The organism is Methylobacterium sp. P1-11 (assembly GCF_008329595.1).
In the GTDB taxonomy this organism is placed as follows: Bacteria; Pseudomonadota; Alphaproteobacteria; order Rhizobiales; family Beijerinckiaceae; genus Methylobacterium.
The window spans coordinates 125,171-149,085 of record NZ_NPKS01000005.1 but is presented as its reverse complement, the minus strand read 5'-3'; the positions used below and the strand labels follow the sequence as shown (position 1 = coordinate 149,085).

Here is a 23,915-nt window from a genome sequence, read left to right as displayed (position 1 = left end):
CCCTCCGCCGCCTCAGGTCGCCCGCGCGGAGAAATCGATCCGTGGGTCGATCCAGACGTAGATCAGATCGGACAGCAGGTTCACCGCAAGCCCGAGCAGCGAGAAGATGTAGAGCGTGGCGAAGACCACCGGGTAGTCGCGCCCGACGATCGCCCGGAACGACAGCTCGCCCAGGCCGTCCAAGGAGAAGATCGTCTCGATCAGCAGCGAGCCGGTGAAGAAGGCCGAGATGAAGGCCCCGGGGAAGCCCGCGATCACGATCAGCATGGCGTTGCGGAAGACGTGTCCGTAAAGCACGCTTCGCTCGGAGAGCCCCTTCATCCGCGCAGTCAGCACGTACTGCTTGCGGATCTCGTCGAGGAACGAGTTCTTCGTCAGCAGGGTCGAGGTGGCGAAGGCGCCGATCACCAGGGCCGTGAGGGGCAGCACCATGTGCCACGCGTAGTCGGTCACCTTGTGCCAGGGCGAGAAGCTCTCCCACCCTTCGCTGGTCAGGCCGCGCAGCGGGAACCACTGGTAGAACGAGCCGCCGGCGAACAGGATGATGAGCATCAGCCCGAACATGAAGCCCGGGATCGCGTAGCCGATGATCACTACGAAGGAGGTCGCGCGGTCGAACTGCGTGCCGTCCGCCACGGCCTTGCGGATGCCCAGAGGGATCGAGATCGCGTAGGACAGCAGGGTCATCCAAAGACCGAGGGAGATCGAGACCGGCAGCCGCTCCTTGATCAGCTGGATGACCGTGACGTCGCGGAAGTAGCTGCGACCGAAATCGAACCGGACGTAGTCCCACAGCATCTTGGCGAAGCGCTCGGGCGCCGGCTTGTCGAAGCCGAACTGCTTCTCGAGCTTGGCGATGAATTCCGGGCTCAACCCTTGTGCGCCGCGATAGCGGGAACTGGCGTCGCCGCCGCCGCCGCCGCCGCCGCCCGACGGCCGGCTGGCGCCGCCGAGGTCGCCCGATCCGCCGGTGACGCGGGACATGGCCCCGTCGCGCTGGCCCTGTAGCTGCGACAGCACCCGTTCCACCGGTCCGCCGGGGGCGAACTGCACGATGGTGAAGGTGATCAGCATGATCCCGAACAGGGTCGGGATCATCAGGCCGATGCGGCGCAGGATGTAGGCGAGCATGGAGTCAGTCCCGCCCGATCCGCTTGGCCTTGTCGGCGTCGAACCACCACGTCCCGGGGGCGCCCAGGTCGTATTCCGGCGGGGTCGCCGGGCGGCCGTACACGTCCCAGAGGGCGAGGCGGTGGGTCGAGGCGTACCACATCGGTACCCAGTAGCGCCCGGCCCGCAGGACCCGGTCCAGGGCCCGGCAGGCGGTGGTCAGGTCCGCCCGCGACTTCGCGTCGGCGACGGCGGTGAGCAGCGCGTCGATCGCCGGGCTCGCGATCCCCGAGAGGTTGTTGGAGCCCGCGGTCCCGGCGGACCGGGAACCGTAGGTCTCGCGCAACTCCGCGCCCGGGGTCAGCCCGCTGCTGTAGCGGCGCGGCGTGACGTCGAAGTCGAAATCCTTCAGCCGCGCCTGGTACTGGGACGGGTCGACCGTGCGCAGGCTCGCCCTGATGCCGAGCAGCCCCAGGTTGCGGATGAAGGGCTGCGTGACCGCCTGGAAGACCGGATCCTCGTCCAGGAACTCAAGGGTGAGTGGCTGGCCGCCCGGCAGCAGCAGGCCGCCACCCTGGCGTGTGCAGCCGGCCTCTCGCAGCAGCGCGTCGGCGCGCTTCAGCAGCGCCCGGTCCTGGCCGGACCCGTCGGAGACCGGCGGCGCCCAGGCCTCGCCGAACACCTCGGGCGGCAGGTCCTTGAACGGCTCCAGCAGGGCAAGCTCCTCGGCCGAGGGCTTGCCGGTCGCCTTGAGGTCGGAATTCTCGAAGAACGAGGCGGTGCGCGTGTAGGCACCGTACATCAGGTTGCGGTTCGACCATTCGAAATCGAAGCACAGGCCGATCGCCTCGCGGACGCGCGGGTCGCGGAACGCCGCGCGGCGGGTGTTGATCCACCAGCCCTGCGTGCCGCTCGGCCGCGCGTCCGGCACCGTCTCGCGGATCACGCGGCCCTCGGTCATTGCTGGGAAGTCGTATCCGGTGGCCCAGACGCGGGCGGTGAACTCCTCGCGGAACGTGAAGGCACCGCTCTTGAACGCCTCGAACGCCACGGTGCGGTCGCGGAAATACTCGTAGCGGATCGCGTCGAAGTTGTTCTGGCCGACGTTCACCGGCAGCTCGGCGGCCCAGTAATCCGGTACGCGTTCCAGGCCGATGGACCGGCCCGGATCGACTGCGCCGACTCGGTAGGGACCGGAACCCAGGGGCGCCTCCAGAGTCGAGGCCTCGAAATCGCGACCCGCGTAATAGGCGGCCGAGAAGATTGGCAGCTGCGCGACGAACAGCGGCAGGTCCCGGGCGCGGCCCGGCTCGAAGGTCACGACGAGCCGCCCGTCGCCCTCGGCCCGAGCGTCGGTCATAGGACGGATGACCTCGGCGATCTCGGGGTGGCCCTTGTCGCGCAGGAGCTTGAGGCTGAAGGCCGCGTCCCGCGCCCTCAGCGGCGAGCCGTCGTGGAACCGCGCCTGCGGGCGCAACGCGAAGGTGTAGGTCAGGCCGTCCGGACTGACCGTGACGGCGCGCGCCACCAGCCCGTAGAGGGCGTCCGGCTCGTCGAGGGCCCGGACCATCAGGCTGTCGAAGGTCAGGTTCATGCCGGCGGCCCCGTCGCCGCGCAGCACGAAGATGTTGAGCGTGTTGAAGGTGTTGAGCGACTGGTTGCCGATCGTCGCGGCGAGCTGCGACGAGTGCCGCCCGCCGCGCGGCGCCATCGGGTTCACGTAGTCGAAATGCGCGAAGTCGGGGCCGTATTTCAGCTCGCCGAAGCTGGACAGGCCGTGGCGCGCCTCCGCGTCGGCCGCCTGAGCGCGGCGCCATGGCGGCATCGCCGCGAGGGCGCCGGCCCCAAGGACCAGCCCGCGGCGTGTGGGCATCCCGGGAGCGCCCGTCAACGGGGTGCCCCGGTCTTGGCGGCGAGCTTGTCGTCGTACCACCACGTCGTCGGGAAGCCAGAGCTGGCGTAGAGCGGCAGGATCGCCGGGTGGCTGAACCGGTTCCAGCGCAGCGTGCGCTGCTGGTCGGAGGACCATTGCGGGACGACGTAGTCGTGGGCGAGGAGTACCCGGTCCAGTGCCCGCGTCGCCGCGATCACGGTGTGCCGGTCCTTGGCGAAGATCACCTTCTCGATCAGGGCGTCGATACCGGGATCCTTGATCCCGATCAGGTTGCGCGATCCGGGCTTATCGGCCGCCGCCGAGCCCCAGTACTCGCGCTGCTCGTTACCCGGCGAGAGCGACTCACCCCACGATGTCGTGGTGACGTCGAAGTCGAAGTTGCGGATCCGGTTCTGGTACTGGGCCTGATCGATCACGCGGAGGGTCGCGTCGATGCCGATCAGCTTCAGCTGTGCCGCGAACGGCAGGATCACCCGCTCGAAGGTATTCTGAAATTCCAGGAACTCGACGGTCAGCGGCTCGCCGGTGGCCTTGCTGACCATCTTGCCGCCACGCAGCTCGTAGCCGGCCTCGCGCAGCAGGCCGACGGCTTCGCGGAGGTTCTTGCGCACCGATTCCGGCCCGTCATTGTCCGGGTTGGCGTAGGGGGTGGTGAAGACGGCGGGAGGGACCTTGTCCTTGACGCTCTCGAGGATCGCCTTCTCTTCGCCCTCCGGCAGGCCCGAGGAGGCCAGCTCCGAGCCGAAGAAGTAGGAGTTGATCCGCTTGTACAGGCCGTAGAACAGAGCCCTGTTCATCTCCTCGTAGTTCAGCGCGAGGTTGAAGGCCCGGCGAACGCGCGCGTCCTTGAACTTGTCCCGGCGGGTGTTGAACGCGAAGGCCTGCATGATGCCCATGCCACGCTCGGGGAACGCCTCCTTGATGAGCCGCCCCTCCTTCACGGCCGGGAAATCCTCGTAGGCGGTCGCCCAATTGCGGGCGACGTTCTCGACGCGGAAATCGTAGAGGTCACCCTTCAGCGCCTCGACCAGCACGGTGCCGTCACGGAAATACTCGTAGCGCTCGGTGTCGAAGTTGTAGCGGCCGGCGTTCACCGGCAGGTCCTTGCCCCAGTAATCGGGCACGCGGGTGTAGGTTGTGGTCCGACCGGGCTCGAACTTCGCGAGCCGATAGGGGCCCGAGCCCAGCGGCGGCTCAAGGGTCGTCTCGGTGACGCTGCGCGGCTTGCCGTTGGCGTCCTTGGCGGTCCACCAGTGTTTGGGCAGGACGCGCAGCTGCCCGATCACCTGCGGCAGTTCGCGGTTGCCGGTTTCCGTGAAGGTGAAGGTCACCTCGTGCGGCCCGGTCACCTCAGCCTTGGCGACGGTCTGATAGTAGGCGGCGTAGAATGGGCTGTTGGCCTTCAGCACGTCGAAGGACCAGACCACGTCCTCAGGGGTGATCGGTTTGCCGTCGTGCCAGCGGGCGTTCTCCCGCAGCCGGTACGAGACCGAGCCGAGATCGGGGGCGATCCGCACCGCCGCGGCCAGCAGGCCGTAGGAGGTGAACGGCTCATCCGATGACTCGGTCATCAGCGGATCGTAGATCTGCTGGATGCCGTTCTCGAGGTCGCCCTTCAGGCCGGCGACGACGATGTTGAAATTGTCGAACCCGCCCTGCGCCCCGAAGCGCACGAGGCCGCCCTTGGGGGCAGCCGGGTCGGCATAGTCGAAATGCTTGAAGGCGGGGCCGTATTTCGGCTGGCCCATCAACGTGATCGCGTGCGTCCACTCCCCGTTGGCGGCCGGCAGGGTCGCGGGCGTCGACGGCATCGCGACCGGTTCCTGCGCATCGGCCGGGGCGACCTGGAAGCAGGCGACGAGGAGCATCGCGGCGAGGAGGCGTCCAGTCACGGTCTGCGCTGTCACGGGCAGGCTGTCTCCGTTGCGTCGGGCCCGCGCCGGGCGCGGGTATTCAGTGAGGCTCATAGGCCGGGTGTACACCGGCCGTCGAGCGCGCTCGCACACGCGCTGCGGTGCCGAGCGAGGCGCGGGTTCTCCCTCCCGCGCAGAGGAGGAGCGTGTGTCGTGAAAACATTCACGCAGCTCGGCCGCGTCGGCCCTCCACCAGCCACATGGCCAGCACCGCCGCCGCCAGGGCCGCAAGCGCGGCGAGACCCAGCGCCAGCGGGTAGACCTCGACGCCGCGGATGTTGGCGCTGTCGCTCGGCCGGAAACCGATCCAGTCGCCGCCCGCCAGACGACCGCCACGCACCAGCGCCAGCCGCGGCACGTCGATCCCGCCGCCGGTCCCGGCGACCCGGCGCACCGACCCGCCCGAGCCGTCGGCTACGGCCTTCAGCCTTTCGGTACCGCTGAACACGTCGGCCAGTTCGCGCGGGTTGGCTGGCCCGACGCTGACGAAGGCCACGAGGTTGCCCGAGCGCAGGGTGTGCAGGCCCAGAGTCTCCGCGTCGAAGGTCGCGGTGAACAGGCCGGGCTCATTGGGCTTGAGCGTCAGCGTCGTCACCTTGCCGGTCGGGCCCGTCACGGTGACCGGCTCGACCTGGTCCGCCATGGTCTGGCGCTCGACACGTACCTCGCGGCCGCGCCCGGTGGTCTGGGCGCGCAGCGCCTCCTCCTCAAGCGCCGGCTCCTTCATAAGCCAGTGGCCGAGGCGGCGGAGCAGGTCGAGATAGGGGCCGCCCTCTTGGTAGCCTCGCGCCCAGAGCCAGGCGTGATCGGACAGCAGCAGGGCGACGCGACCCTTGTCCTCGCGCGAAAGGGCGAGCAGCGGCAGCCCCTCGGCGCCCGACAGGATCGGCTGGATGCCGGGCCGGGTCCGGGCCTCGATGATGCGCAGCCAGTCGCCCCAGGCCGGCGGGTTCGCGTCCGAGCCCGGCAGGGCGCGGGTCACCGGATGCCGCTGGCCGATCTGCGTCGGCGTCGCCTTGTAGGGCTTCTCGACGACCCGGCCGTCGGGGTCGCCGGGCAGGATGCCGGCCAGCCGCGTGCGCGCGAGGCTCGCGGGTCCGGCGAATTCCGGACCCGCCGCGATCAGCAGGGCGCCGCCCTCGCGCACGTAGCGGACGATATTGTCGAAATAGGCTTGCGGCAGCACGCTCTGGTTGGCGTAGCGGTCGAAGATGATGAGGTCGAAATCCTTGATCTTCTGGACGAACAGCTCGCGGGTCGGGAAGGCGATCAGGGAGAGTTCCGAGATCGGCGTGCCGTCCTGCTTCTCCGGCGGGCGCAGGATCGTGAAGTGGACGAGGTCGACATTGGCGTCCGACTTGAGGAGGTTGCGCCACGTCCGCTCGCCCTGGTGCGGCTCGCCGGAGACGAGCAGCACCCGGAGCTTCTCGCGGATGCCCTCGATGGGCAGGACCGCCCGGTTGTTGACCGTGGTGAGCTCGCCCGGCAGGGGCTCGACCTCGATCTCCACTACGTTCGGGCCGCCGTGCTCGATGCGCAGGTTGAGGGCGAACGGCTTGTCGGTGGCGACGTCCCGCCGGCCGATCTCCTCGCCGTCGCGGCGCACGGTGACGACGGCGTGGCCGGTGCCGCCGCGCTCCATGACCTCGGCGCGGATCGTCAGATCCTTGCCGACGATGCCGAAGCGCGGTGCCTCCAAGAGCTTGATCTGCCGGTCGCGCTCGTCCGGGTGGCCGGTGACGAGGACGTGGAGCGGCGCTTTGATGCCGAGCTGGGCCAGGGAGGCGGGGACGTCGTGCACCACGCCGTCGGTGAGCATCACGATCCCGGCGAGGCGTTCCGGCGGCACGTCGGCGAGCGCCTGGCTCAGGGCCGTGAACAGCTTGGTGCCGTCATCGCCATCCTTGGAATCCGGCACGTCGATGAAGCGGGGCTCGATATCGGTGAGCGCACCGAACCGGCGCTGCAACTCGGCGCGGACCGCGTCGGTCATCTGAGGCCGGTCACCGAGCTGCTGGGACCCGGACCGGTCGACCACGATGGCCGCCACGTCCTTCACGGGCTCCCGGTCCTCGCGCACCAGCGCCGGGTTGGTGAGCGCCGCCAGTATCAGCGCGAGGACGAGGACCCGCAGCAGCGCGGTCCGGCCGCGCGCCAGCACGGCGAACACCGCCAGGGCGGCAACGACCACGCCCAGGACGGCGACGGCCGGCCACGGGAGGAGGGGGGTAAAGCTGAGGCTCAGCATGGGGCAGAGCACTCCGGATCCGTGAGGCGACGCCTCGCTTCATTCCATGCACCGCCAGGTTCACATGGCGGTTCGGGCAGGCACCACAGGCTCCCTCTCCCATGCGGGAAAGGGAGCCTGTGGTGAGAGATAAGACGCTTCCGTCCCGAGCACGCCAGCGCCCCACCGACGAGACGCGCCTCATCCGGAGCGTTCTCGTCCCTCACCCTGTCCCTCTCCCGCACGGGAGAGGGGACCCGCGCCCTGTCCTGCCGCCGCATCGCTGCGCGCCCATTTCGGATCTCTAGGCGCGGAGAGATGGGAGAGGATGCGGCCTCGAGCCGAGTGTCCGAATCCATCACTGTCCCAGCCGCTCCAGTAGCGCGGGCACATGAACCTGATCCGCCTTGTAGTTGCCGGTCAGCGTGTACATCACGATGTTGACGCCGCCGCGGAACGCCATCTCGCGCTGGCGCTGGTCGCCGCCGACGACCGGGTAGAGCGGCTCGCCCCGGCGGCCCACCGCCCAGGCGGCAGCGAGGTCGTTGCCCGTGATGATGATCGGGCTCACCCCGTCTCCCGCGCGGGCCGGGCGACGCTCGGCGCCCTCGGCGGCGGGCGGGAGCGCCTCCACCCAGGTCTGGCCAGTGGCGTAGCGGCCCGGGAAGCTGTCAACGAGGTAGAACGCCTTCGTGAGCACGTGGTCGAGGGGCACCGGCTCCAGCTCCGGCACCTCGAGCGTCGCCAGCATCTTCCGAAGATACGCACCTTCCGGGGTGGGCGGGCCGCCGGGCCGCGCCGTGAGGCCGTCGCGGGTGTCGAACAGGACCGAGCCGCCGTTGCGCATGAACGCGTCGATCTTGCGGATCGCGACGTCTGAGGGCTGCGGCCGGTTCGGGGCGATTGGCCAGTAGATCAGTGGGTAGAAGGCCAGCTCGTCCTTCGCCGGATCGATCCCGGCGGGCTCGCCCGGCTCCAGCGCGGTGCGCGCGGCCAGCATCTGGGTCAGGCCGGTGAGGCCGGTGCGGCTCGCCTCGTCGACGGCGGCGTCGCCCGTGATCACGTAGGCGAGGCGCGTGACCAGCGCCGATTCGATGCCGTTCGGCCGGTTGGCCGGCGGCTCCTCCGCGCGGGCCGGGCGCGCCGGCAGGGCGGCGAGCAGGACCAGGCCGGCGAGGGCCAGCACGGCCGGCCGGCCGCGCAGGCGGGCCGCAAGACCGCCGCGGCGCAGGAAGCCGCCGAGCCACAGGCCCGCCAGGGTGTCGAGGGCCAGCAGCAGCAGCGCCAGGGTGAACAGGCTCGGCCGCAGGTCCAGGGTCTCGGCCCCCGCCAGCGACCCGAACCGGGCACCGTCGAGCGCAGCGATGTCGAGGGGCTTCAGCCGGTCATCCGGTTTCAGGGCGTTCACACTGATGCCTCCGTCCGGCGGGCCGTAGAAGCCCGGCGGATGCTCAAGGTTCGCCCGGTCGGCGTAGTCGGCCGACACCGCGGTGGCCGAGGCAGGGGGCGAGCCCAGCGCGCCGAACCCGTCCAGCGTCACCCGCGGCGCGAGCACCGGTGTAGCGGCCCGCGCGGCATCCCCCTGCACCGGCGCCGAGGCGCCGGCCAGCGCCACGACGCGCCGGAGCATGTCGATGAACAACCCGGACAGCGGCAGGTTCGACCACGTCGTGTCGGCAGTGACGTGGAACAGCACGATCGTGCCCTGGCCACGCTTCTGCGCGGTGACGATCGGCGTGCCGTCCTGGAGGGACGCCCAGGTCCGGTTCGGCAGGTCGCCGTCCGGCTCGGCCAGGATCTGGCGGCGCACGCCGATATCGGGCGGTGGCGTCAGGCCTGCGAAGGGGCTCTCGGGAGGGAAGGGCGCCAGGGTCTTGGGGCTGTCCCAGGAGAGCGTGCCGCCGAGCGTCCGGCCGCCCCGGCGCAGCCGCACCGGCACAAGCGGATCGTTGCCGGCGGCGAGCCGCGGGCCGGCGAAGCGCAGCAGCATCCCGCCCTCCTTCACGAAGCTCTCGACCCGGGCGGTGGTCTTCTCGTCGAGCGCCCCGACATCGGCCAGCACGAGGACCGAGACCTGATTGTCGAGGAGCTGGTTGATCGAGTCCGCCGTGCCCTTGGCGCCCCGCGGCTCCTGCACGTCCGCGAAGGGCTGGAGCGCCCGCGACAGGTAGTAGGTCGGCGCCAGGAGAGGCTGCGCCTGGTCGAGGGTACCGCCGAAGACGAGGCCGACCCGGCGCCGCTTGCCGCGCTCGTCCTGCAGCACCACGGCGCCGGCCGAGCGCTCGCCCGCGATCTCCAGCCGGCTGATGCTGTTGCGCAGCTCCACGGGCATCTCGAAGGTCGCGTCCGCCTCGGTGGCGTCGGCCGCGAAGGCGAAGTCGCGCTCGGCCAGCGGCAGGCCCTTCTGGTCGAGCGCCCGGATCACCCCGGCGTCGCGCCCGTTCGGCGCCGCCCGCAGGGCGTGCGTCACGAGCTTGCCGGCATTCTCGGTCGCGGTGAGGGCGAGGGCCGGCGGCCTGTCGGCCCGCAGCACCGTGAGGGCCGCGCCCATGTCACCCACCAGGCCGGCGAGTCCCTTGGCGAAGCGCGTGTCGTTCGCGCCGGCGACGCCGTCGCTGATCCAGACGAGGCCGGCGCCCCGGTTCTTGTCGAGGAAGGCCTCGATCGTCGCGAGATGCGCGTCGCGGGTGGGGAGGATCGGGCGCGGCACGAGGGCGCGCAGGCGCTCCAGGGCGGCGGCCGGCGTCTTCGCCTCGAAGGAAGCAGGGGCATCGGCGAGGCCGATCACCGCCACCGGGCGTCCGTCCCGGGCGGCGCCCTCCACCGCGTCGGTGGCGACGCGCAGCCGGTCGCGCCAGTCGTGGCCGGCCGGGAAGCCGTTGTCGAGGAGCACGAGGAGCGCGCTGCGGCCACCGCCGGCCCCGACACCCCCGGCGTTCCAGACCGGCCCGGCCACCGCGAGGATGAGCGCGGCGGCGATCAGGAGCCGGAGGATCAGCAGCCAGGGCGGCGTGCGCGCCGGGGTCTGCCGCTGCGGGATCAGGTCGGCGACGAGCTTGAGCGGCGGGAAGTTGATCCGGCGCGGGCGCGGCGGGGTCACCCGCAGCAGGAACCACAGGGCGGGCAGGCCGATCAGGGCGGCGAGCGCCAGCGGTGCCGCGAAGGTCAGACCCAGCATGGCGGCCTCACTCCGCGCCGCGGGCGGCGATCAGCGTGGCGAGCCGCAGGGCCGCCTCGCTCGCCGGCCGGTCGGTGCGGTGGATCGTCAGCGTCCAGCCCTGACCGCGGGCGATGGACGCGAGGGCGGCCCGGTGCTCGGCGATCCGGGCGCGGTAGCGCGCGCCCCAGGCGTCGGCGTCGCCGATATCGAGGCTGAGGCCGCGCTCGAGGTCGTGCAGGACGGCCTGACCGGTGAACGGGAAGGTCTCCTCGATCGGGTCCGCCACCATAAGGAGATGGCCGCGGCTGCCGCGGCCGGCGAGGCTCTGCACCGCGGCGGCGATCCGGTCGGGCTCGGTGAGGAAGTCGCCGATCAGCACCACCTCGTCGAAGCGGGCGGGGCTGGCCCGGGGCGGCAGGTCCTGGGTCAGGCCCGCATGGTCGGCCACGAGCGCCTGGGCCAAACGCTCGACGATGCCCCGCGACGCGCTCGCGCGGGTCAGGCCGAGCAGGCCCACCCGCTCGCCGCCCTCGACGAAGGCATCCGCGAGGGCGAGCCCGAGGACGAGCGCCCGCTCGATCTTGGAGGCTGAGGCGAGGTCGGACACGAAACCCATCGAGGCCGAGCGGTCGATCCACAGCCAGATATTGTGGGCCGCTTCCCATTCGCGCTCGCGGACGTAGAGCCGGTCGTCCCGGGCCGAGCGGCGCCAGTCGACGCGGGCGGCTGCCTCGCCGGTGACGAAGGGTCGGAACTGCCAGAAGCTCTCGCCCGGCCCGGCGCGGCGGCGGCCGTGGAGGCCGTGGGCCAGCAGGCTCGACACGCGGCGCGCCTCCAGGACGAGGCGGGGCATCTTGTCGGAGAGGGCGGTCGCGCCCTCGCTCTCGCGCCGGCCGGGGGTGCGCCTGCCGGCGTCGAGGGCGTTCGTCGCGACCAAAGTCAGAGCTTCTCCGCGAGCTTGGCGATCAGGCCCTCGATGGTCTCGCCGTCGGCGCGGGCGGTGTAACTCAGCGCCATCCGGTGCTTGAGCACCGGCTCGGCGAGCGCCTTCACGTCAGCCACCGAGGGGGCGACCCGACCTTCGATCAGCGCGCGGGCGCGGGCGGCGAGCGTCAGCGCTTGGCTGGCGCGGGGGCCGGGACCCCAGAGCAGCTTGTCCTTCACGATCGCGTCGCCGCTGTCCGGTCGGGCGGCGCGGACGAGGTCCAGGATCGCCTCCACCACGGCCTCGCCCACCGGCAGTCGGCGCACGAGGCGCTGGGCGGTGAGCAGCTGCTCGGTGGACATCACGGCCCGCGGCCGCGCCTCGTCCACGCCGGTGGTCTCGATCAGGATCCGCCGCTCGGCGGCGCGGTCGGGGTAGCCGACGTCGATCTCCAGGAGGAATCGGTCGAGCTGCGCCTCGGGCAGCGGGTAGGTGCCCTCCTGCTCGATCGGGTTCTGGGTCGCCAGAACGTGGAATGGCCGGGGCAAGTCGTGGCGGGCGCCAGCCACCGAGACGTGGCCCTCCTGCATGGCCTGGAGCAGGGCCGACTGCGTGCGCGGGCTCGCCCGGTTGATCTCGTCGGCCATCAGGAGCTGCGTGAAGACCGGTCCCTGTACGAACCGGAAGGCCCGGCGGCGCTCGGCGTCCTCCTCCAGGATCTCGGTGCCGAGGATGTCGGAGGGCATCAGGTCCGGTGTGAACTGCACGCGCCGCGCGTCGAGGCCGAGCACCGTGCCGAGCGTCTCGACCAGCTTGGTCTTGGCGAGTCCCGGCAGGCCGACCAGCAGGCCGTGGCCACCGGCCAGGATGGTCACGAGTGCGAGATCGACGACCTTCTCCTGGCCGAAGATCACCCCGTGGATCGCCTCGCGGGCCGCGCCGACCGCGGCGAGGCAGCTCTCCGCCGTCGCCACGATGCCGTCGTCCAGGGCGGTGGCCGGGCTGATCCCCTGCGTCATGCCGATATCCATCTCCTGCCCGGGTCCCGCGGGACCCGCCGGCTAATCCCGCAAGTGTGGGGCTTCAGGTGCCGGGCTGGCAAGGTCGGGATCGCCGCACGCTCGTTCGCGGCCGTGTTTGCGACGTCCGACGCCCTCGCCGAGGCCGAGCCCGACCGCGATATGTCGGACGCCGACACTCCGGCAGAGCGCGACGGGCTCCCCTCCCGAGCGGGAGAGGGTTGTAGTGAAGGACGAGACGTCCCAGGCCTCAGGCGACCACCGACGCGCGTTCACGTCGCGCCCTCTCATGCCGCCGCGCATCCCTCACCCTGTCCCTCTCCCGCACGGGAGCGGGAACCCGCGCTTCGCACGCCGGTAGAAGAGACCTCCGCGTCTCGGGGCGATCGCCGATTCCGCCCCGCTCTTGGCGTCGGCGACCCGGACCTTTAGGAAGGCGCCCAAGCCGGGGCGATCCTCACCCGCGACCGCCGGACCGGCCGAACCCTCTGATGTCTCTCGCGGATCGCGGCGTGGGCAGCTTTGCGGGCTTCCCGCGTATCCGGACCTGACCATGCGCCTTCGAGATGTGTTCGTCGTCGGATCGTCGGAGAAGGCCGGCCTCGCCGGCGCGGCGCAATCCCTCGCGCGCCCGCTGACCCGGCGCCTCAAGGGCCGCCGCCGCAGCGAGCCCCGTCAGGCGGACCTCGTCCGCGCCGTCAAGGAATCCGGCCTGTTCGATCCGGCCTGGTACGCAAGGCGCTACCCCGACGTGGTCGGCGAGGGGATCGATCCGGCGGTGCACTACGCGGTCCATGGCGGGCGCGAGGGGCGCTGGCCGCACCCGCTGTTCCACGGCGACCTGTACCTCGATTCCGTCCCGGGCCTCCGGGCCGAGGGCACCAACCCGCTGCTCCACTACCTCGACCACGGCGCCGCGGCGGGCATCCGTCCCAACCCGCTGTTCGACCCGGACTGGTACGCGACGCGCTACCTCGGCGGTGTCGAGAACCGCGCCCGGGCGTTCTCCGATTTCCTGTCGCGGGGTGACACCGACCCGTCACCGCTGTTCGATACGGCCTGGTACCTGTCGCGCTACCCGGATGCCCGCGCGGCCGGCGGCAACGCCCTCAGCCACTTCTTCGAGACAGGACGGAAGCAGGGATACCTGCGCAACCCCGAGGAGTTCGCCGGCCTGTCGCGGCACGTCGACCTGATCCGCCGGTCGGGCCTGTTCGACGCCGCGTTCTACCGGGATCGCTGCCCCGAGGCCGAGACCAGCGGGCTCGAGCCCCTGGAGCACTACGTGATGGCCGGCGGCTACCGCCGCACCGCGCCGCACCCGCTGTTCGATCCCGACTGGTATGCGGCCCAGGCCGCCGCGGTGCGGGCCGACAGCCTCAACCCGCTGGTCCACTACCTGGAGCACGGCGCCGCCGAGGGCCTCGATCCGGGACCCTGGTTCGACACGCGCTGGTACACCGAGACCTACTTGCTCGACGACGCGGCCGGGCAGAACCCGCTGGCGCATTTCCTCGCCGACGGGGGCCGCACGACGAGCCCGTCGCCGCGCTTCGACGCGCCCTGGTACCGCGCCCGCTACCCGAAGGTCGCCGCGCTGGGCCTCAACCCGCTGATCGACTACGTCACGACCGGCCTGGAAGCGGGCCGCTTGACCCGCCGCGTCCCCGGGGCCGCGGTGCCGGAAGCCTCCGACGCGCGCCTCTCCTGCCTGAAGCGCGAACCCCGCCGGCACGGCCGCACGGCCCTGTTCATCACCCACTGTCCCGAGGGGCGGATCCGCGGCCATGTCGAGCCCTACCTGCGGGCCTTCGCGGAGAACGGGACCGACCTCGTCCTGATCATCGCCGCCGACCAGCACAAGAACGCCGTGCCGCAGGCGATCCTGGGTCTCTGCGCTTCGGTCTACCTGCGCGAGAACAGCGGCTTCGACTTCGCCGCCTGGGCGCATGTCCTCCTGGAGGACACGGACCTCCTCGATTCCGAGACGCTCTATCTCGCCAACGACAGTCTCGTCGGGCCCCTCGACCGCGACGACTTCGCCGGCCTGCTCGCGAAGATCGACGCCTTCCCGGAGGCGGTGATCGGGCTCGCCGACAATTTCTACTACAGCCACCACCTCCAGAGCTTCTTCCTGGCCCTGAAGCGGCGCTGCCTGTCGTCCTACGCGTTCAGCCACTTCCTTCTGTCGGTGGCGAACTGGCCGGACAAGAACTCGGTCATCACCGAGTACGAGCTCACCTTCTCGCAGCGGATGCGCGCGGCCGGGCTTGGCATGCGCAGCCTGTTCTCGGCCCAGAACAAGCACATGTCGCTGGTCAACGACCCGCGCAACAACCGCACCCTGTTCGACTGGGAGAACATGCTCAGCCAGGGCTTCCCGTTCGTGAAGCGCTCGCTGCTGGGCGAGCACGCCGCGATCGGCGGGGCGGCGGTGCGGGAGGCGATCGCCGAGCGCGGCTTCGACCTCGACCGGCTCGACGTGACCTACACGTATCCGGGGGCGCGGGTCTGGGCGGACCTGCGCAGGCCCCAGGCGCCGGAGCGGCCGCTGCGCGTCGCCTACGTCTCGCCGATGAACTACGCCAACGGCCTCGGCGTGGCGGCCCGCAGCTACGCCCGCGCCCTGCACCGCACGCCCTTCGCGCTGAATGTCCACCCGATGGAGCGGCCGTTCCACGTCCACGCCCGGGTGGCGCCCGCGTGGCAGGCCCGGACCTTTTCGGGGCCCGCCGACGTCGCCCTGGTGCACTTCAACGGCGACAGCTGGCACTCGCTGATGAGCGACCGGCAACGGGCGATCGCCGCGGAGGCGCGGCTGAAGATCGGGCTGTTCGTCTGGGAGACCTCCCACGTGCCCGGCGGCTGGCTGCCCACCGTCGACGGTCTCGACGCGATCTGGGCACCCACGGAGTTCTGCGCGGCGATCTTCCGGCAGATCACCGACATCCCGGTCGACGTGGTGCCCTACGTGGTCGAGAACGAGGCCGGCGAGCCGGTGAGCGCCGCCGCCAAGGCGAACCTGCGCAAGGCCTTCGCGATCGACCCGTCCAAGCGGGTGATCCTCTACGCCTTCGACGGCTCCAGCTACCTCGCCCGCAAGAACCCGCACGCGCTGATCCGCGCCTTCCGGGCGGCCGGGCTCGGGCAGGCGGGCTGGCAGCTCGTGCTCAAGACCAAGCACGTCTTCGACCTGCCGGAGGAAGGCAAGAAGCTCCTCGACCTCGTGGGCACGTCGGGCGACGTGGTGGTGATCGACCAGCCGCTCTCCCAGAACGAGCTCGGCGCGCTGTTCGATCTCTGCGCGGTCTACGCCTCGTCGCACTCCTCGGAGGGCTTCGGCCTGACGATCGCCGAGGCGATGGAGATGGGCAAGGTCGTGGTCGCCACCGATTACGGCGGCTGCCGCGACTTCCTCGACGCCGCCTGCGGCTTCCCCGTGAAGGCGGAGGTCACGGCGCTCGACCAGACCTACGGCCCTTATCTCCGCGGCGCCGAGTGGGGCCAGGTGGACGAGGCGGACCTGACCCGGGCCCTCAACGACGCGGCCCGGGCGGTGACCGGCGGCGACGCGGCCCGGATCGGCGCCGCCGCAAGAGCCCGGATCCGCGAGCGGCTGTCCATCGGCGCGGTGGCCTCCGCCATGGAGGCGAGCCTGACCCGTCTGCTGGCGGCCGAACGTTCCTGACGTCCCGGAGACGCGACCCGTGTTGAAGAAGAAGCCGGTTCCGGCCCCGTCGACCTCGTGGGGCACGCTCCCGTGGCCGGACGCGATCCTGCCGCTGCCCCTGGACGCCCAGTTCCGCCCCGTCGACGAGCGCCGGCTCGGCCAGGTCGCGGCCGGTCAGCTCCCCGCCTGCCGGGCGATCTTCGTCGCCCCCGCGGCCTCCGAGCTGCGCCCCGACCTCGTGGCGCACCTGACGCGCGCGCTGGCGGAGCGGCCCGATATCGGCATCTTCTACGGCGACGACGCCGTGGTGGACGGCGCCGGGCAGGTCCGCAGCGTCCACTGCAAGCCGGCGTTCAACCCGGCCCTCCTCATGGCCGACGACTACATCGGCTTCCCGCTCCTCGTCCGCATCTCGGCCCTGGCCGGTCTGAGCCCCGACTTCGGCCTGCGCCACGGCAGCGCCGCCTGGTTCCGGTTCCTGCTCGGCGCGATCTCCGCGGGGATCGGCATCGACCGGATCCCCCAGACCCTGATCGCCTCGCCGCTGGAGCGCGCGAAGGCGACGCGCACGGCGCGCGCCCACGCCCTCGATCGCTGGTTCGAGACGTCCGGCATGCCGTTGCGCGCCGCCCCCGGGCTGACCGCGGACACGCTGGAGATCCGCCGGACCTTCGACGCGCGGCCGGCCGTGACCCTGGTCGTGCCGACCAATCAGAGCCGCCCGAAGGACGATCAGGGCCGCGCCGTCGAGGGCGCCAAGCCCCACGTGATCAACCTGCTCGACAGTCTCGGCCGCAGCACCTACCCGGCCGACAGGATCCGCGTGCTGATCGGCGACGACGTGGCGGACGACGCGATCTATCGCGGGCGCTCCGACCGCTTCACCGTGACCCGCCTGCTGACGACCCGGGCCCCGGGCGAGCGGTTCAACTACGCGGCCAAGATGAACACGCTCTGGCGCGCGGCCGAGACCGACCTGGTCATCCTGATGAACGACGACCTCGTCGTGCGCCGGCCCGGCTGGATCGAGGCGCTCCTGACCTTCGCGCTGGACCGCGGCGTCGGCGGCGCCGGCGGCCGGCTGCTGTTCCCCACGGGCAAGATCCAGCATGCCGGCATGACCGGCGGCATCTTCGACGTCTTCGCCCATCCCTGGTACAACCGAGACGCGGCCGAGCCGACCTACGGCGACTGGGCCCTGACGCAGCGGGACTGCTCGGCCGTGACCGGGGCGCTCTTCGCCACCCGCAAAGCGGTGCTGGAGGCGGTCAACGGCTTCGACGAGGGCTTCGCCCTCGACTTCAACGACGTCGACCTGTGCCTGAAAATGCGGCAGCTCGGCTACCGTATCGTCTACACGCCCTTCGCCGAGATGGCGCATCACGAGAGCGCCTCGCGGCAGACCAGCTTCGCGCCGGGCTCGCAGATCGCGCGCTTCCTGCGCCGCTGGGGCGACGTCATCGCGGAGGATCCGGCCTACAGCCCGCAGCTGCGCATCGACACCGATGTCGTCGCCCCGCGGGCCGACGCGACGCGCTGGATCACGGAGCGCCGGGCGGACGCGGCCTGAGCGGCCGCCGCGGGCCGGATTAAGGACAATACGCGAAGATCTGAGCGACCTGCTGGAACAGGATGGCCCGAGCCGCTACGCCCTGAGGCCGAGGCGCGGCCCGTGTCGTCTTCGCCGGACCGGGCCCTGTGCGCCGAGGTGCGGAGCTGAGCGTGAAGAAGTTTTCCTTCGCCGCTGCCCTTCTCGTCGGTCTGGCCATAGTGGGCCTCTACGCGGAAATCCGGCTGCACGAGCAGGGTCGTCCTGTCGCGAGCACGGCGATCCGGCCCGGCGGGGCCGCCTACAGCCTTGCGCCGATCCCGGCGAACTGGGTGGTTTCGGGCGATCCGGTCACCGAGGTCGCGGAGGTCTCGCAGACCCATGACGGGAGCGCGCAGGTCTACCTGTGGCGCACCACGGCGAGCACGTTCCGCTGGACCCACCACGCCGACGAGATCATCACCATCCTCGATGGCGAGGTCTTCATCACAGAGGCGGATGGCCGGCGCCATCACCTGACACCGGGCGACGTGGCGCATTTCCCGGTCGGGTCCGTCCAACTCTGGGAGGTGCCCCGGACGCTGCTGAAATCCGCGATCCTCAAGCATCGCAGCCCCACCCTGATCGAAGCGTCTCTGCGCTGGGTGCGCCGGGCCCGCGCGCTCGTTACCGGCTGAGCTACGCGCGCGGCTTTCCGATGCATCCCTCAGCGTGACGATGATCGAAAGCCGATTTCAGGTTCGATTTGGCAATCTGGTGATACGGCTTGCTAAAGCTTGGCGGGGCATCATCAGATCTTCGACGACGCGAGCCGATCTGATGGCCCACCACCGCGACAGAGAACTCGATGCCGCGCGCGGTCTCGCCATGCTGCTGGTGGTCTATGGACACCTCCTGCAGCCGCTCTTTCTCGATCAGTCCTGGATCTCTCAAGGTCCGGCCTTCGATGTCTGGCGCGTCATCTACGCCTTCCACATGCCGTTCTTCTTCTTGCTCTGCGGCGTGACCGATAACATCAAGGGGTACGAGGATTTCGGGGCGTCGGGCCTCTCTGCCCTGAAGCTCCTGCTGACAGCGCTGGCGTTCAGCGCCATTGGGCTCATGCCCCAGCTTCTCAATGGCACGCTGTCGCTGGAGGCCGCGCTGCTGAACCATCTGCGCGGCGACGGGCTCGGCTTGGCCGTGCTCTGGTTCCTGATCGTCCTAGGGCTGGTGCGGGTGATCTACGCGGCGGCGCTCGCGGCGGCCCGGCCCTACGGATATTGGCTTGTTCTGGCTGGCTCCCTTGCCGTCTCCTGGCTCTGCAGCGAGCAAGCATTCAGGTTCTGGCAGATCTACTCGCTGGTCGGTGCTCTGCCATTCTATGTCGCGGGGCGGCGGTTCGGACGACGCGTCTTCGACGTGTCCGTCTTGCTCGGCTTCTGCAGCCTTGCCGTTCTCCTGCTGTGCGCGCCGAGCAACTTAGTCCATGTCGCAACCGGTCTATACGGTGACCCGACGCTGTTCGCGGTCGCGGCGGTGGCGGGATGCTGGTTCATGCTGATGGTGGTCGGCCACCTGCGCGGGATGCCGCGTGCGATGGCAGCATACGTAGGCCGGGCGAGTTTCGAACTCTACATCGTAAGCGGCGCTTTTCTCGTCCTGTCCCCGCAGCTGCCGGGATGGGACAGGTGGATTTTTCTGGTGCTGTTGGCCGCCGTCGGTCTGCCGCTGCACATGATCGCGGCGTTCTTCTTGCGCAGGCCGATCCGGTCCGTCCGTAAGGCCGCCTACGGTGTCGGCGACGGGTTGATCGCTGTCGTCCCGGCGATCTGGGCGGTTCTGGCGCTCGGGCCGATCCGATTCCGGAACGCGGTGCGCCCACGGGTCACCGAGCCCAGCCCAGCTCCGGACCAGGCCTGAAGACCGCACCCGGCGGGACGAGGTCTCCTCAGAGTGCTTCGCCCCGCATCAGCCGCGGTCGCGATCCACGCGCGGCCGCGGCCTCGCCGATGAAGAAGCGCTTGAGCCCCGGCAGCCGGTCCACGATCCCGAGGCCGAGGTCACGGGCGAGCCGCAGCGGCAGGGCGTCGTTCGAGAACAGGCGATTCAGCCCGTCGGTCGTTGCCGCCATGGCGAAGCTGTCGAAGCGCCGGGCGCGTTCATAAGCGCGCAGCACGTCGGGACCGCCGGGATCGAGGCCGAGACGCAGCGCACCGGTCACGGCCTCGGCCAGCGCCGCGGCATCCGCGAGCCCGAGATTGAGGCCCTGGCCGGCGATCGGATGGATCACGTGGGCAGCGTCGCCCAGCAGGGCGAGGCGCTCGGCGCGGAAGGCCCGGGCGATGCCGAAGGCGAGGGGATGCCGGCTTGGACCGTGCTCGAGGACGAGCGTGCCGAGATCCAGGGTGAACCGGCGCTCGATCTCGGCCAGCACCTCGTCGGGCTCGCCGGAGAGTAGGGCTTCGGCATCATCCGACCGCTCGGTCCAGACGATGGAGGAACGGTGCCCCAGAGATCCGCCGTCCCGTAGCGGCAGGATCGCAAAGGGGCCCGCGGGCAGGAAATGCTCGAAGGCGCGGCCCCCGTGCGGTCGGGCATGGCCGATCGTCGCCACGATGCCGACCTGCGGGTAGGACCAGCCGACCCAGCCGATCCGCGCCGCCTCGCGCAGCCGCGATCGCGCTCCGTCGGCGGCCACCAGCAGATCGCCCCGCAGGGACTCGCCGGTCGTCAGCGTCGCCCGGATCGTGGAACCCTCCGGAAGAGCGCGCACCACCCCCGCGGCCTCGATCACCACCCCGGCCGCCCGGCAGGCCTCGGCCAGGGCCACGGCCAGCGGTTCGGCCTCGATCATGTGGGCGAAGGGCGCGCCGTCACCGCGCTCCTCGTCCGCCTCGCGGCCGAAGGTCAGGAAGACCGGCCGCACCGGGTCGGCAAGACGGCTGTCGCTGATCACCATCTCGGTGATCGGCTCGGCCGCGTCGGTGATGCGGTCCCACAGAGCGAGTCGGTCCAGCATCCGCCGGCCGCCCGCCGCGAGGGCGTAGGCGCGACCGCGATGCCGCGCGGGATCCGCGCCGCCCGGATCGATCACCGTCACGGCCAGCGCCGGCCCGTGGGCCTGCTTCAGGGCGAGGGCGAGGGCGAGGCTGGGCAGGCCGCCGCCGGCGATCAGGAGGCGGCGGCTGCCGGGTCGGGGCGTCTCGACCGTCATCGTGGCGGATCTCCTTGGCTCCCGCGTGCGGGGCGCGTGGATTGGTACGTTCGAAAAGCCTATGTCGCATGCGGGCAACGAACGGAAACCCCGCGGGCCATGACCGACGCCAACACCGACGCGATGACGGATGCCGTCGCCGAGCTGATCGCCATCCTCGATCTCGAGCGACTGGAGGTCGACCTGTTCCGGGGCCAGAACCCGAAGACGGGCTGGAGGCGGGTCTTCGGCGGGCAGGTGGTCGCGCAGGCGCTGGTCGCCGCGACCCGGACGGTGCCGGACGACCGCCCGGCGCATTCGCTGCACGCCTACTTCATGCTGCCGGGCGATCCCCGCACGCCCATCGTCTACGAGGTCGAGCGCATCCGGGACGGCCGGAGCTTCACGACCCGCCGGGTCAAGGCGATCCAGCACGGGCGCGCGATCTTCGCCACGACGGTCTCCTATCAGGTCGTCGAAGAGGGGTTGACCCACCAGCCCCCGATGCCGACGGTGGCCGGACCGGAGGGGCTCCTCGACGGCAAGGCCCTGGCGGCGGCCGGCGGCACCGGCATGCCGGAGGCGATCGCCGCGTATTTCGGCCGGGAGCGTCCGATCGCGCTGCGGCCGGTCGACCTGAATCGCTACCTGCCCGCTGGCGCGGGCGGTCGGGCACCCGCGCCGAACTTCAATGTCTGGTTGCGTGCGGCTTCGACGCTGCCGGACGATCCGGCGCTCCATCGGGCGGTCTTGGCCTACGCCTCCGACATGACCCTGCTCGACGTCTCGCTGATCCCGCACGCGCGCTCCGTGTTCGATCCGACAATTCAGGCGGCGAGCCTCGACCACGCACTCTGGTTCCACCGACCCGTCAGAATCGACGACTGGCTTCTCTACGCGCAGGACAGTCCGGTTGCCGGCGGCGCGCGCGGTTTCGCACGGGGCCAGATTTTCGATCGGGCCGGCAACCTCGTGGGCTCGGTCGCGCAGGAGGGATTGATCCGTCCCACGCGGGATTAAACGACAATCTCATGCGTGTGTTGCGCAGTTGCAACAGGGTGCTGTGCACGGATTTGAGCAGATTGCCTTACCATTGAGCGGCTTGGCCCGAGGGGTTGCCCTGGATCTGCTCGCTATCGGCTAATCCGTAGGCAGAACGACGAGGCACGAAAACGTTCCTTGTTGCCCTTGGCTGGCATAGTCCTTGAATAGCGGCTTTCGACCGCGGGCCATCCCGAGCGTGCGGACGGTCCGGGCCGTTCTGCATGTCGGGTGACGGCAACGGTTCCCAAGGACTTCGAAGGGGGCGTCGCCCATGAAAATCGTGATGGCCATCATCAAGCCGTTCAAGCTCGAGGAGGTGCGCGACGCGCTCACCGGAATCGGCGTTCACGGCCTGACGGTGACAGAGGTGAAGGGCTATGGCCGCCAGAAGGGCCATACCGAGATCTACCGCGGCGCGGAATACGCGGTCAGCTTCCTGCCCAAGCTGAAGATCGAGGTCGCCGTCGCCTCCGACCTGACATCCAGCGTGATCGACGCCATCGCCGGGGCCGCCCGTACCGGCCAGATCGGCGACGGGAAGATCTTCGTGATGCCGCTGGAAAAGGCGGTGCGCATCCGGACCGGCGAGACCGACGCCGACGCCCTCTGATCCGCGGCCCGGAGCTCCCGGGCCCGCCGATTTCCAGACCGCCTGACACAACACGGATCTAAGACCGGGAGCCACGTGCCCATGAAACTTCGTCATGCCCTCATGCTCGGCTTGGGAGGTGCGGCAATCGCCGCGCTCCTGATCGAGCCATCCCTCGCACAGACGCCGACCCCGGAAGCCGCCTCGCCGCCACCCTCGCCGATCCCCAACAAGGGCGATACGGCCTGGATGATGATCTCGTCGGCCCTGGTGCTGATGATGAGCGTCCCGGGCCTGGCCCTGTTCTACGGCGGCCTCGTGCGCACCAAGAACATGCTGTCGGTGCTCACCCAGGTCTTCGCGATCGTGTCGATCGTCGGCCTGCTCTGGGTGTTCTACGGCTACAGCCTCGCCTTCACCAACGGCGGCGGCCTGAATGACTTCGTCGGCGGCTTCTCGAAGGCGTTCCTGAAGGGCATCGACGCGAATTCGACGGTGGCCACCTTCTCGAACGGGGTCGTGATACCGGAATACGCCTATCTGTGCTTCCAGATGACGTTCGCCATGATCACGCCCGCGCTGATCGTCGGCGCCTTTGCCGAGCGGATGAAGTTCTCCGCGCTGGTGGTGTTCACGATCCTCTGGGTCACGGTCATCTATTTCCCGATGGCCCACATGGTCTGGTACTGGGCCGGCCCGGACGCCGTCGGCAACGCCGCCAAGGCGCTGGCCGCCGCCACCGACGACGCCTCGAAGGCGACCGCCCAGGCGGCCCTCGACGCGGTCAACAAGGATGCCGGCTTCCTCTTCCAGAAGGGCGCCCTCGACTTCGCCGGCGGTACCGTGGTCCACATCAACGCGGGCATCGCCGGCTTCGTCGGCTGCCTGATCATGGGCAAGCGCATCGGTTACGGCCGCGACCTGCTCGCCCCGCACTCGCTGACCATGACCATGATCGGCGCCTCGCTGCTGTGGGTCGGCTGGTTCGGCTTCAACGCCGGCTCGAACCTCGAGTCCAACGGCACCGCCGCGCTCGCCATGCTCAACACCTTCGTGGCGACCTGCGGCGCCGCGGTGGCGTGGCTGTTCGCCGAGTGGGCCCTCAAGGGCAAGCCGTCGCTGCTCGGCATGCTGTCGGGCGCGGTCGCCGGCCTCGTCGCCGTCACCCCGGCCTCCGGCTTCGCCGGCCCGATGGGGTCGATCGTGCTCGGCCTCGTCGCCGGCGTGGTCTGCTTCGTGATGTGCTCCACCGTGAAGAACGCGCTCGGCTACGACGACTCGCTGGACGTCTTCGGCGTTCACTGCATCGGCGGCATCCTGGGTGCGCTGGCGACCGGCATCCTGGTTGACCCGAACCTCGGCGGCGTCGGCATCCCCGACTACACCTCGAAGCCGGGCGAGCTGGCGGTCGGTGCCTACGACATGATGAGCCAGCTCATCATCCAGGCCGAGGCGGTCGGCCTGACGCTCCTGTGGTCGGGCATCGGCTCGGCGATCCTCTACAAGCTCGTCGACGTGACGATCGGCCTGCGTGTCACGCAGGAGGAGGAGCGCGAGGGTCTCGACATCGCCGATCACGGCGAGCGGGCCTACAACTACTGAGACGGACGGCGCGGCCCCACGGGGCCGCGTCCACGCAC

Annotated in this window: 15 protein-coding genes; 7 read left to right on the top strand and 8 right to left on the bottom strand. The window is 70.4% G+C overall.

What is annotated here, in order from left to right; genetic code table 11:
• Positions 1–12 precede the first annotated feature (12 nt).
• From CIW48_RS07250 to CIW48_RS07215, 7 genes are all read right to left on the bottom strand, one after another.
• The gene (locus CIW48_RS07250) at positions 13–1,131 is read right to left on the bottom strand and encodes a microcin C ABC transporter permease YejB (protein ID WP_149310207.1); all 1,119 of its coding nucleotides are present in this window, start codon (positions 1,129–1,131) and stop codon (positions 13–15) included.
• A gap of 4 nt (positions 1,132–1,135) precedes the next feature.
• Positions 1,136–2,983 carry an extracellular solute-binding protein gene (locus CIW48_RS07245; protein WP_149310206.1) on the bottom strand — a complete coding sequence of 616 codons (1,848 nt, stop codon included), beginning with the start codon at positions 2,981–2,983 and terminating at the stop codon, positions 1,136–1,138.
• Between the two features lie 14 nt (positions 2,984–2,997).
• On the bottom strand, positions 2,998–4,872 hold the full coding sequence (locus tag CIW48_RS07240; RefSeq protein ID WP_246695161.1) for an extracellular solute-binding protein: 1,875 nt from the start codon (positions 4,870–4,872) through the stop codon (positions 2,998–3,000).
• 208 nt (positions 4,873–5,080) lie between these two features.
• Complete coding sequence (locus CIW48_RS07235) at positions 5,081–7,165, bottom strand: hypothetical protein (RefSeq protein ID WP_149310204.1); 2,085 nt, start codon at positions 7,163–7,165, stop codon at positions 5,081–5,083.
• 337 nt (positions 7,166–7,502) lie between these two features.
• Positions 7,503–10,322, bottom strand: coding sequence for a DUF4159 domain-containing protein (locus tag CIW48_RS07225; protein ID WP_149310202.1), 2,820 nt, complete (start codon positions 10,320–10,322; stop codon positions 7,503–7,505).
• 7 nt (positions 10,323–10,329) lie between these two features.
• The gene (locus CIW48_RS07220) at positions 10,330–11,241 is read right to left on the bottom strand and encodes a DUF58 domain-containing protein (protein ID WP_149310201.1); all 912 of its coding nucleotides are present in this window, start codon (positions 11,239–11,241) and stop codon (positions 10,330–10,332) included.
• Between the two features lie 2 nt (positions 11,242–11,243).
• Positions 11,244–12,248, bottom strand: coding sequence for a MoxR family ATPase (locus CIW48_RS07215; RefSeq protein ID WP_091926269.1), 1,005 nt, complete (start codon positions 12,246–12,248; stop codon positions 11,244–11,246).
• 553 nt (positions 12,249–12,801) lie between these two features.
• On the opposite strand from CIW48_RS07215, the gene CIW48_RS07210 reads away from it, so the two are divergent.
• The 4 genes from CIW48_RS07210 (at position 12,802) to CIW48_RS07195 (ending at position 19,369) form a co-directional block, all read left to right on the top strand.
• Positions 12,802–15,936 (top strand): rhamnan synthesis F family protein, encoded by a 3,135-nt coding sequence (locus CIW48_RS07210; RefSeq protein ID WP_149310200.1) that lies wholly within the window; start codon positions 12,802–12,804, stop codon positions 15,934–15,936.
• Between the two features lie 19 nt (positions 15,937–15,955).
• The gene (locus CIW48_RS07205; protein ID WP_149310199.1) at positions 15,956–17,488 is read left to right on the top strand and encodes a glycosyltransferase; all 1,533 of its coding nucleotides are present in this window, start codon (positions 15,956–15,958) and stop codon (positions 17,486–17,488) included.
• Between the two features lie 152 nt (positions 17,489–17,640).
• Positions 17,641–18,144, top strand: coding sequence for a cupin domain-containing protein (locus tag CIW48_RS07200; protein ID WP_149310198.1), 504 nt, complete (start codon positions 17,641–17,643; stop codon positions 18,142–18,144).
• Between the two features lie 40 nt (positions 18,145–18,184).
• Positions 18,185–19,369: an acyltransferase family protein gene (locus CIW48_RS07195; protein ID WP_246695160.1), complete on the top strand. Its 1,185-nt coding sequence runs from the start codon at positions 18,185–18,187 to the stop codon at positions 19,367–19,369.
• Between the two features lie 28 nt (positions 19,370–19,397).
• On the opposite strand, the gene CIW48_RS07190 is transcribed toward CIW48_RS07195, so the two are convergent.
• Positions 19,398–20,663, bottom strand: a complete 1,266-nt coding sequence (locus CIW48_RS07190; protein WP_149310197.1) for an FAD-dependent monooxygenase — start codon at positions 20,661–20,663, stop codon at positions 19,398–19,400.
• A 99-nt stretch (positions 20,664–20,762) separates the two neighbouring features.
• Here CIW48_RS07190 and tesB point away from each other — a divergent pair, with 99 nt between their 5' ends.
• The 3 genes from tesB to CIW48_RS07175 all read left to right on the top strand — a co-directional run bounded on the left by tesB (position 20,763) and on the right by CIW48_RS07175 (position 23,877).
• Entirely contained in the window at positions 20,763–21,662 is a 900-nt protein-coding gene (gene tesB, locus CIW48_RS07185) for an acyl-CoA thioesterase II (protein WP_149310196.1), read from the top strand.
• A 295-nt stretch (positions 21,663–21,957) separates the two neighbouring features.
• Positions 21,958–22,296, top strand: a complete 339-nt coding sequence (locus CIW48_RS07180) for a P-II family nitrogen regulator (protein WP_010683623.1) — start codon at positions 21,958–21,960, stop codon at positions 22,294–22,296.
• Between the two features lie 81 nt (positions 22,297–22,377).
• Positions 22,378–23,877: an ammonium transporter gene (locus CIW48_RS07175; RefSeq protein ID WP_149310195.1), complete on the top strand. Its 1,500-nt coding sequence runs from the start codon at positions 22,378–22,380 to the stop codon at positions 23,875–23,877.
• Positions 23,878–23,915 lie beyond the last annotated feature (38 nt).

Bases quoted from the DNA above. Each gene is read 5' to 3' on its own strand.
- CIW48_RS07190 (WP_149310197.1), bottom strand. From the start codon at position 20,663: ATGACGGTCGAGACGCCCCGACCCGGCAGCCGCCGCCTCCTGATCGCC.
- CIW48_RS07210 (WP_149310200.1), top strand. From the start codon at position 12,802: ATGCGCCTTCGAGATGTGTTCGTCGTCGGATCGTCGGAGAAGGCCGGC.
- CIW48_RS07245 (WP_149310206.1), bottom strand. From the start codon at position 2,983: ATGCCCACACGCCGCGGGCTGGTCCTTGGGGCCGGCGCCCTCGCGGCG.
- CIW48_RS07225 (WP_149310202.1), bottom strand. From the start codon at position 10,322: ATGCTGGGTCTGACCTTCGCGGCACCGCTGGCGCTCGCCGCCCTGATC.
- CIW48_RS07240 (WP_246695161.1), bottom strand. From the start codon at position 4,872: ATGCTCCTCGTCGCCTGCTTCCAGGTCGCCCCGGCCGATGCGCAGGAA.
- CIW48_RS07175 (WP_149310195.1), top strand. From the start codon at position 22,378: ATGAAACTTCGTCATGCCCTCATGCTCGGCTTGGGAGGTGCGGCAATC.
- tesB (WP_149310196.1), top strand. From the start codon at position 20,763: ATGACCGACGCCAACACCGACGCGATGACGGATGCCGTCGCCGAGCTG.
- CIW48_RS07235 (WP_149310204.1), bottom strand. From the start codon at position 7,165: ATGCTGAGCCTCAGCTTTACCCCCCTCCTCCCGTGGCCGGCCGTCGCC.
- CIW48_RS07195 (WP_246695160.1), top strand. From the start codon at position 18,185: ATGATCGAAAGCCGATTTCAGGTTCGATTTGGCAATCTGGTGATACGG.
- CIW48_RS07180 (WP_010683623.1), top strand. From the start codon at position 21,958: ATGAAAATCGTGATGGCCATCATCAAGCCGTTCAAGCTCGAGGAGGTG.
- CIW48_RS07250 (WP_149310207.1), bottom strand. From the start codon at position 1,131: ATGCTCGCCTACATCCTGCGCCGCATCGGCCTGATGATCCCGACCCTG.
- CIW48_RS07215 (WP_091926269.1), bottom strand. From the start codon at position 12,248: ATGACGCAGGGGATCAGCCCGGCCACCGCCCTGGACGACGGCATCGTG.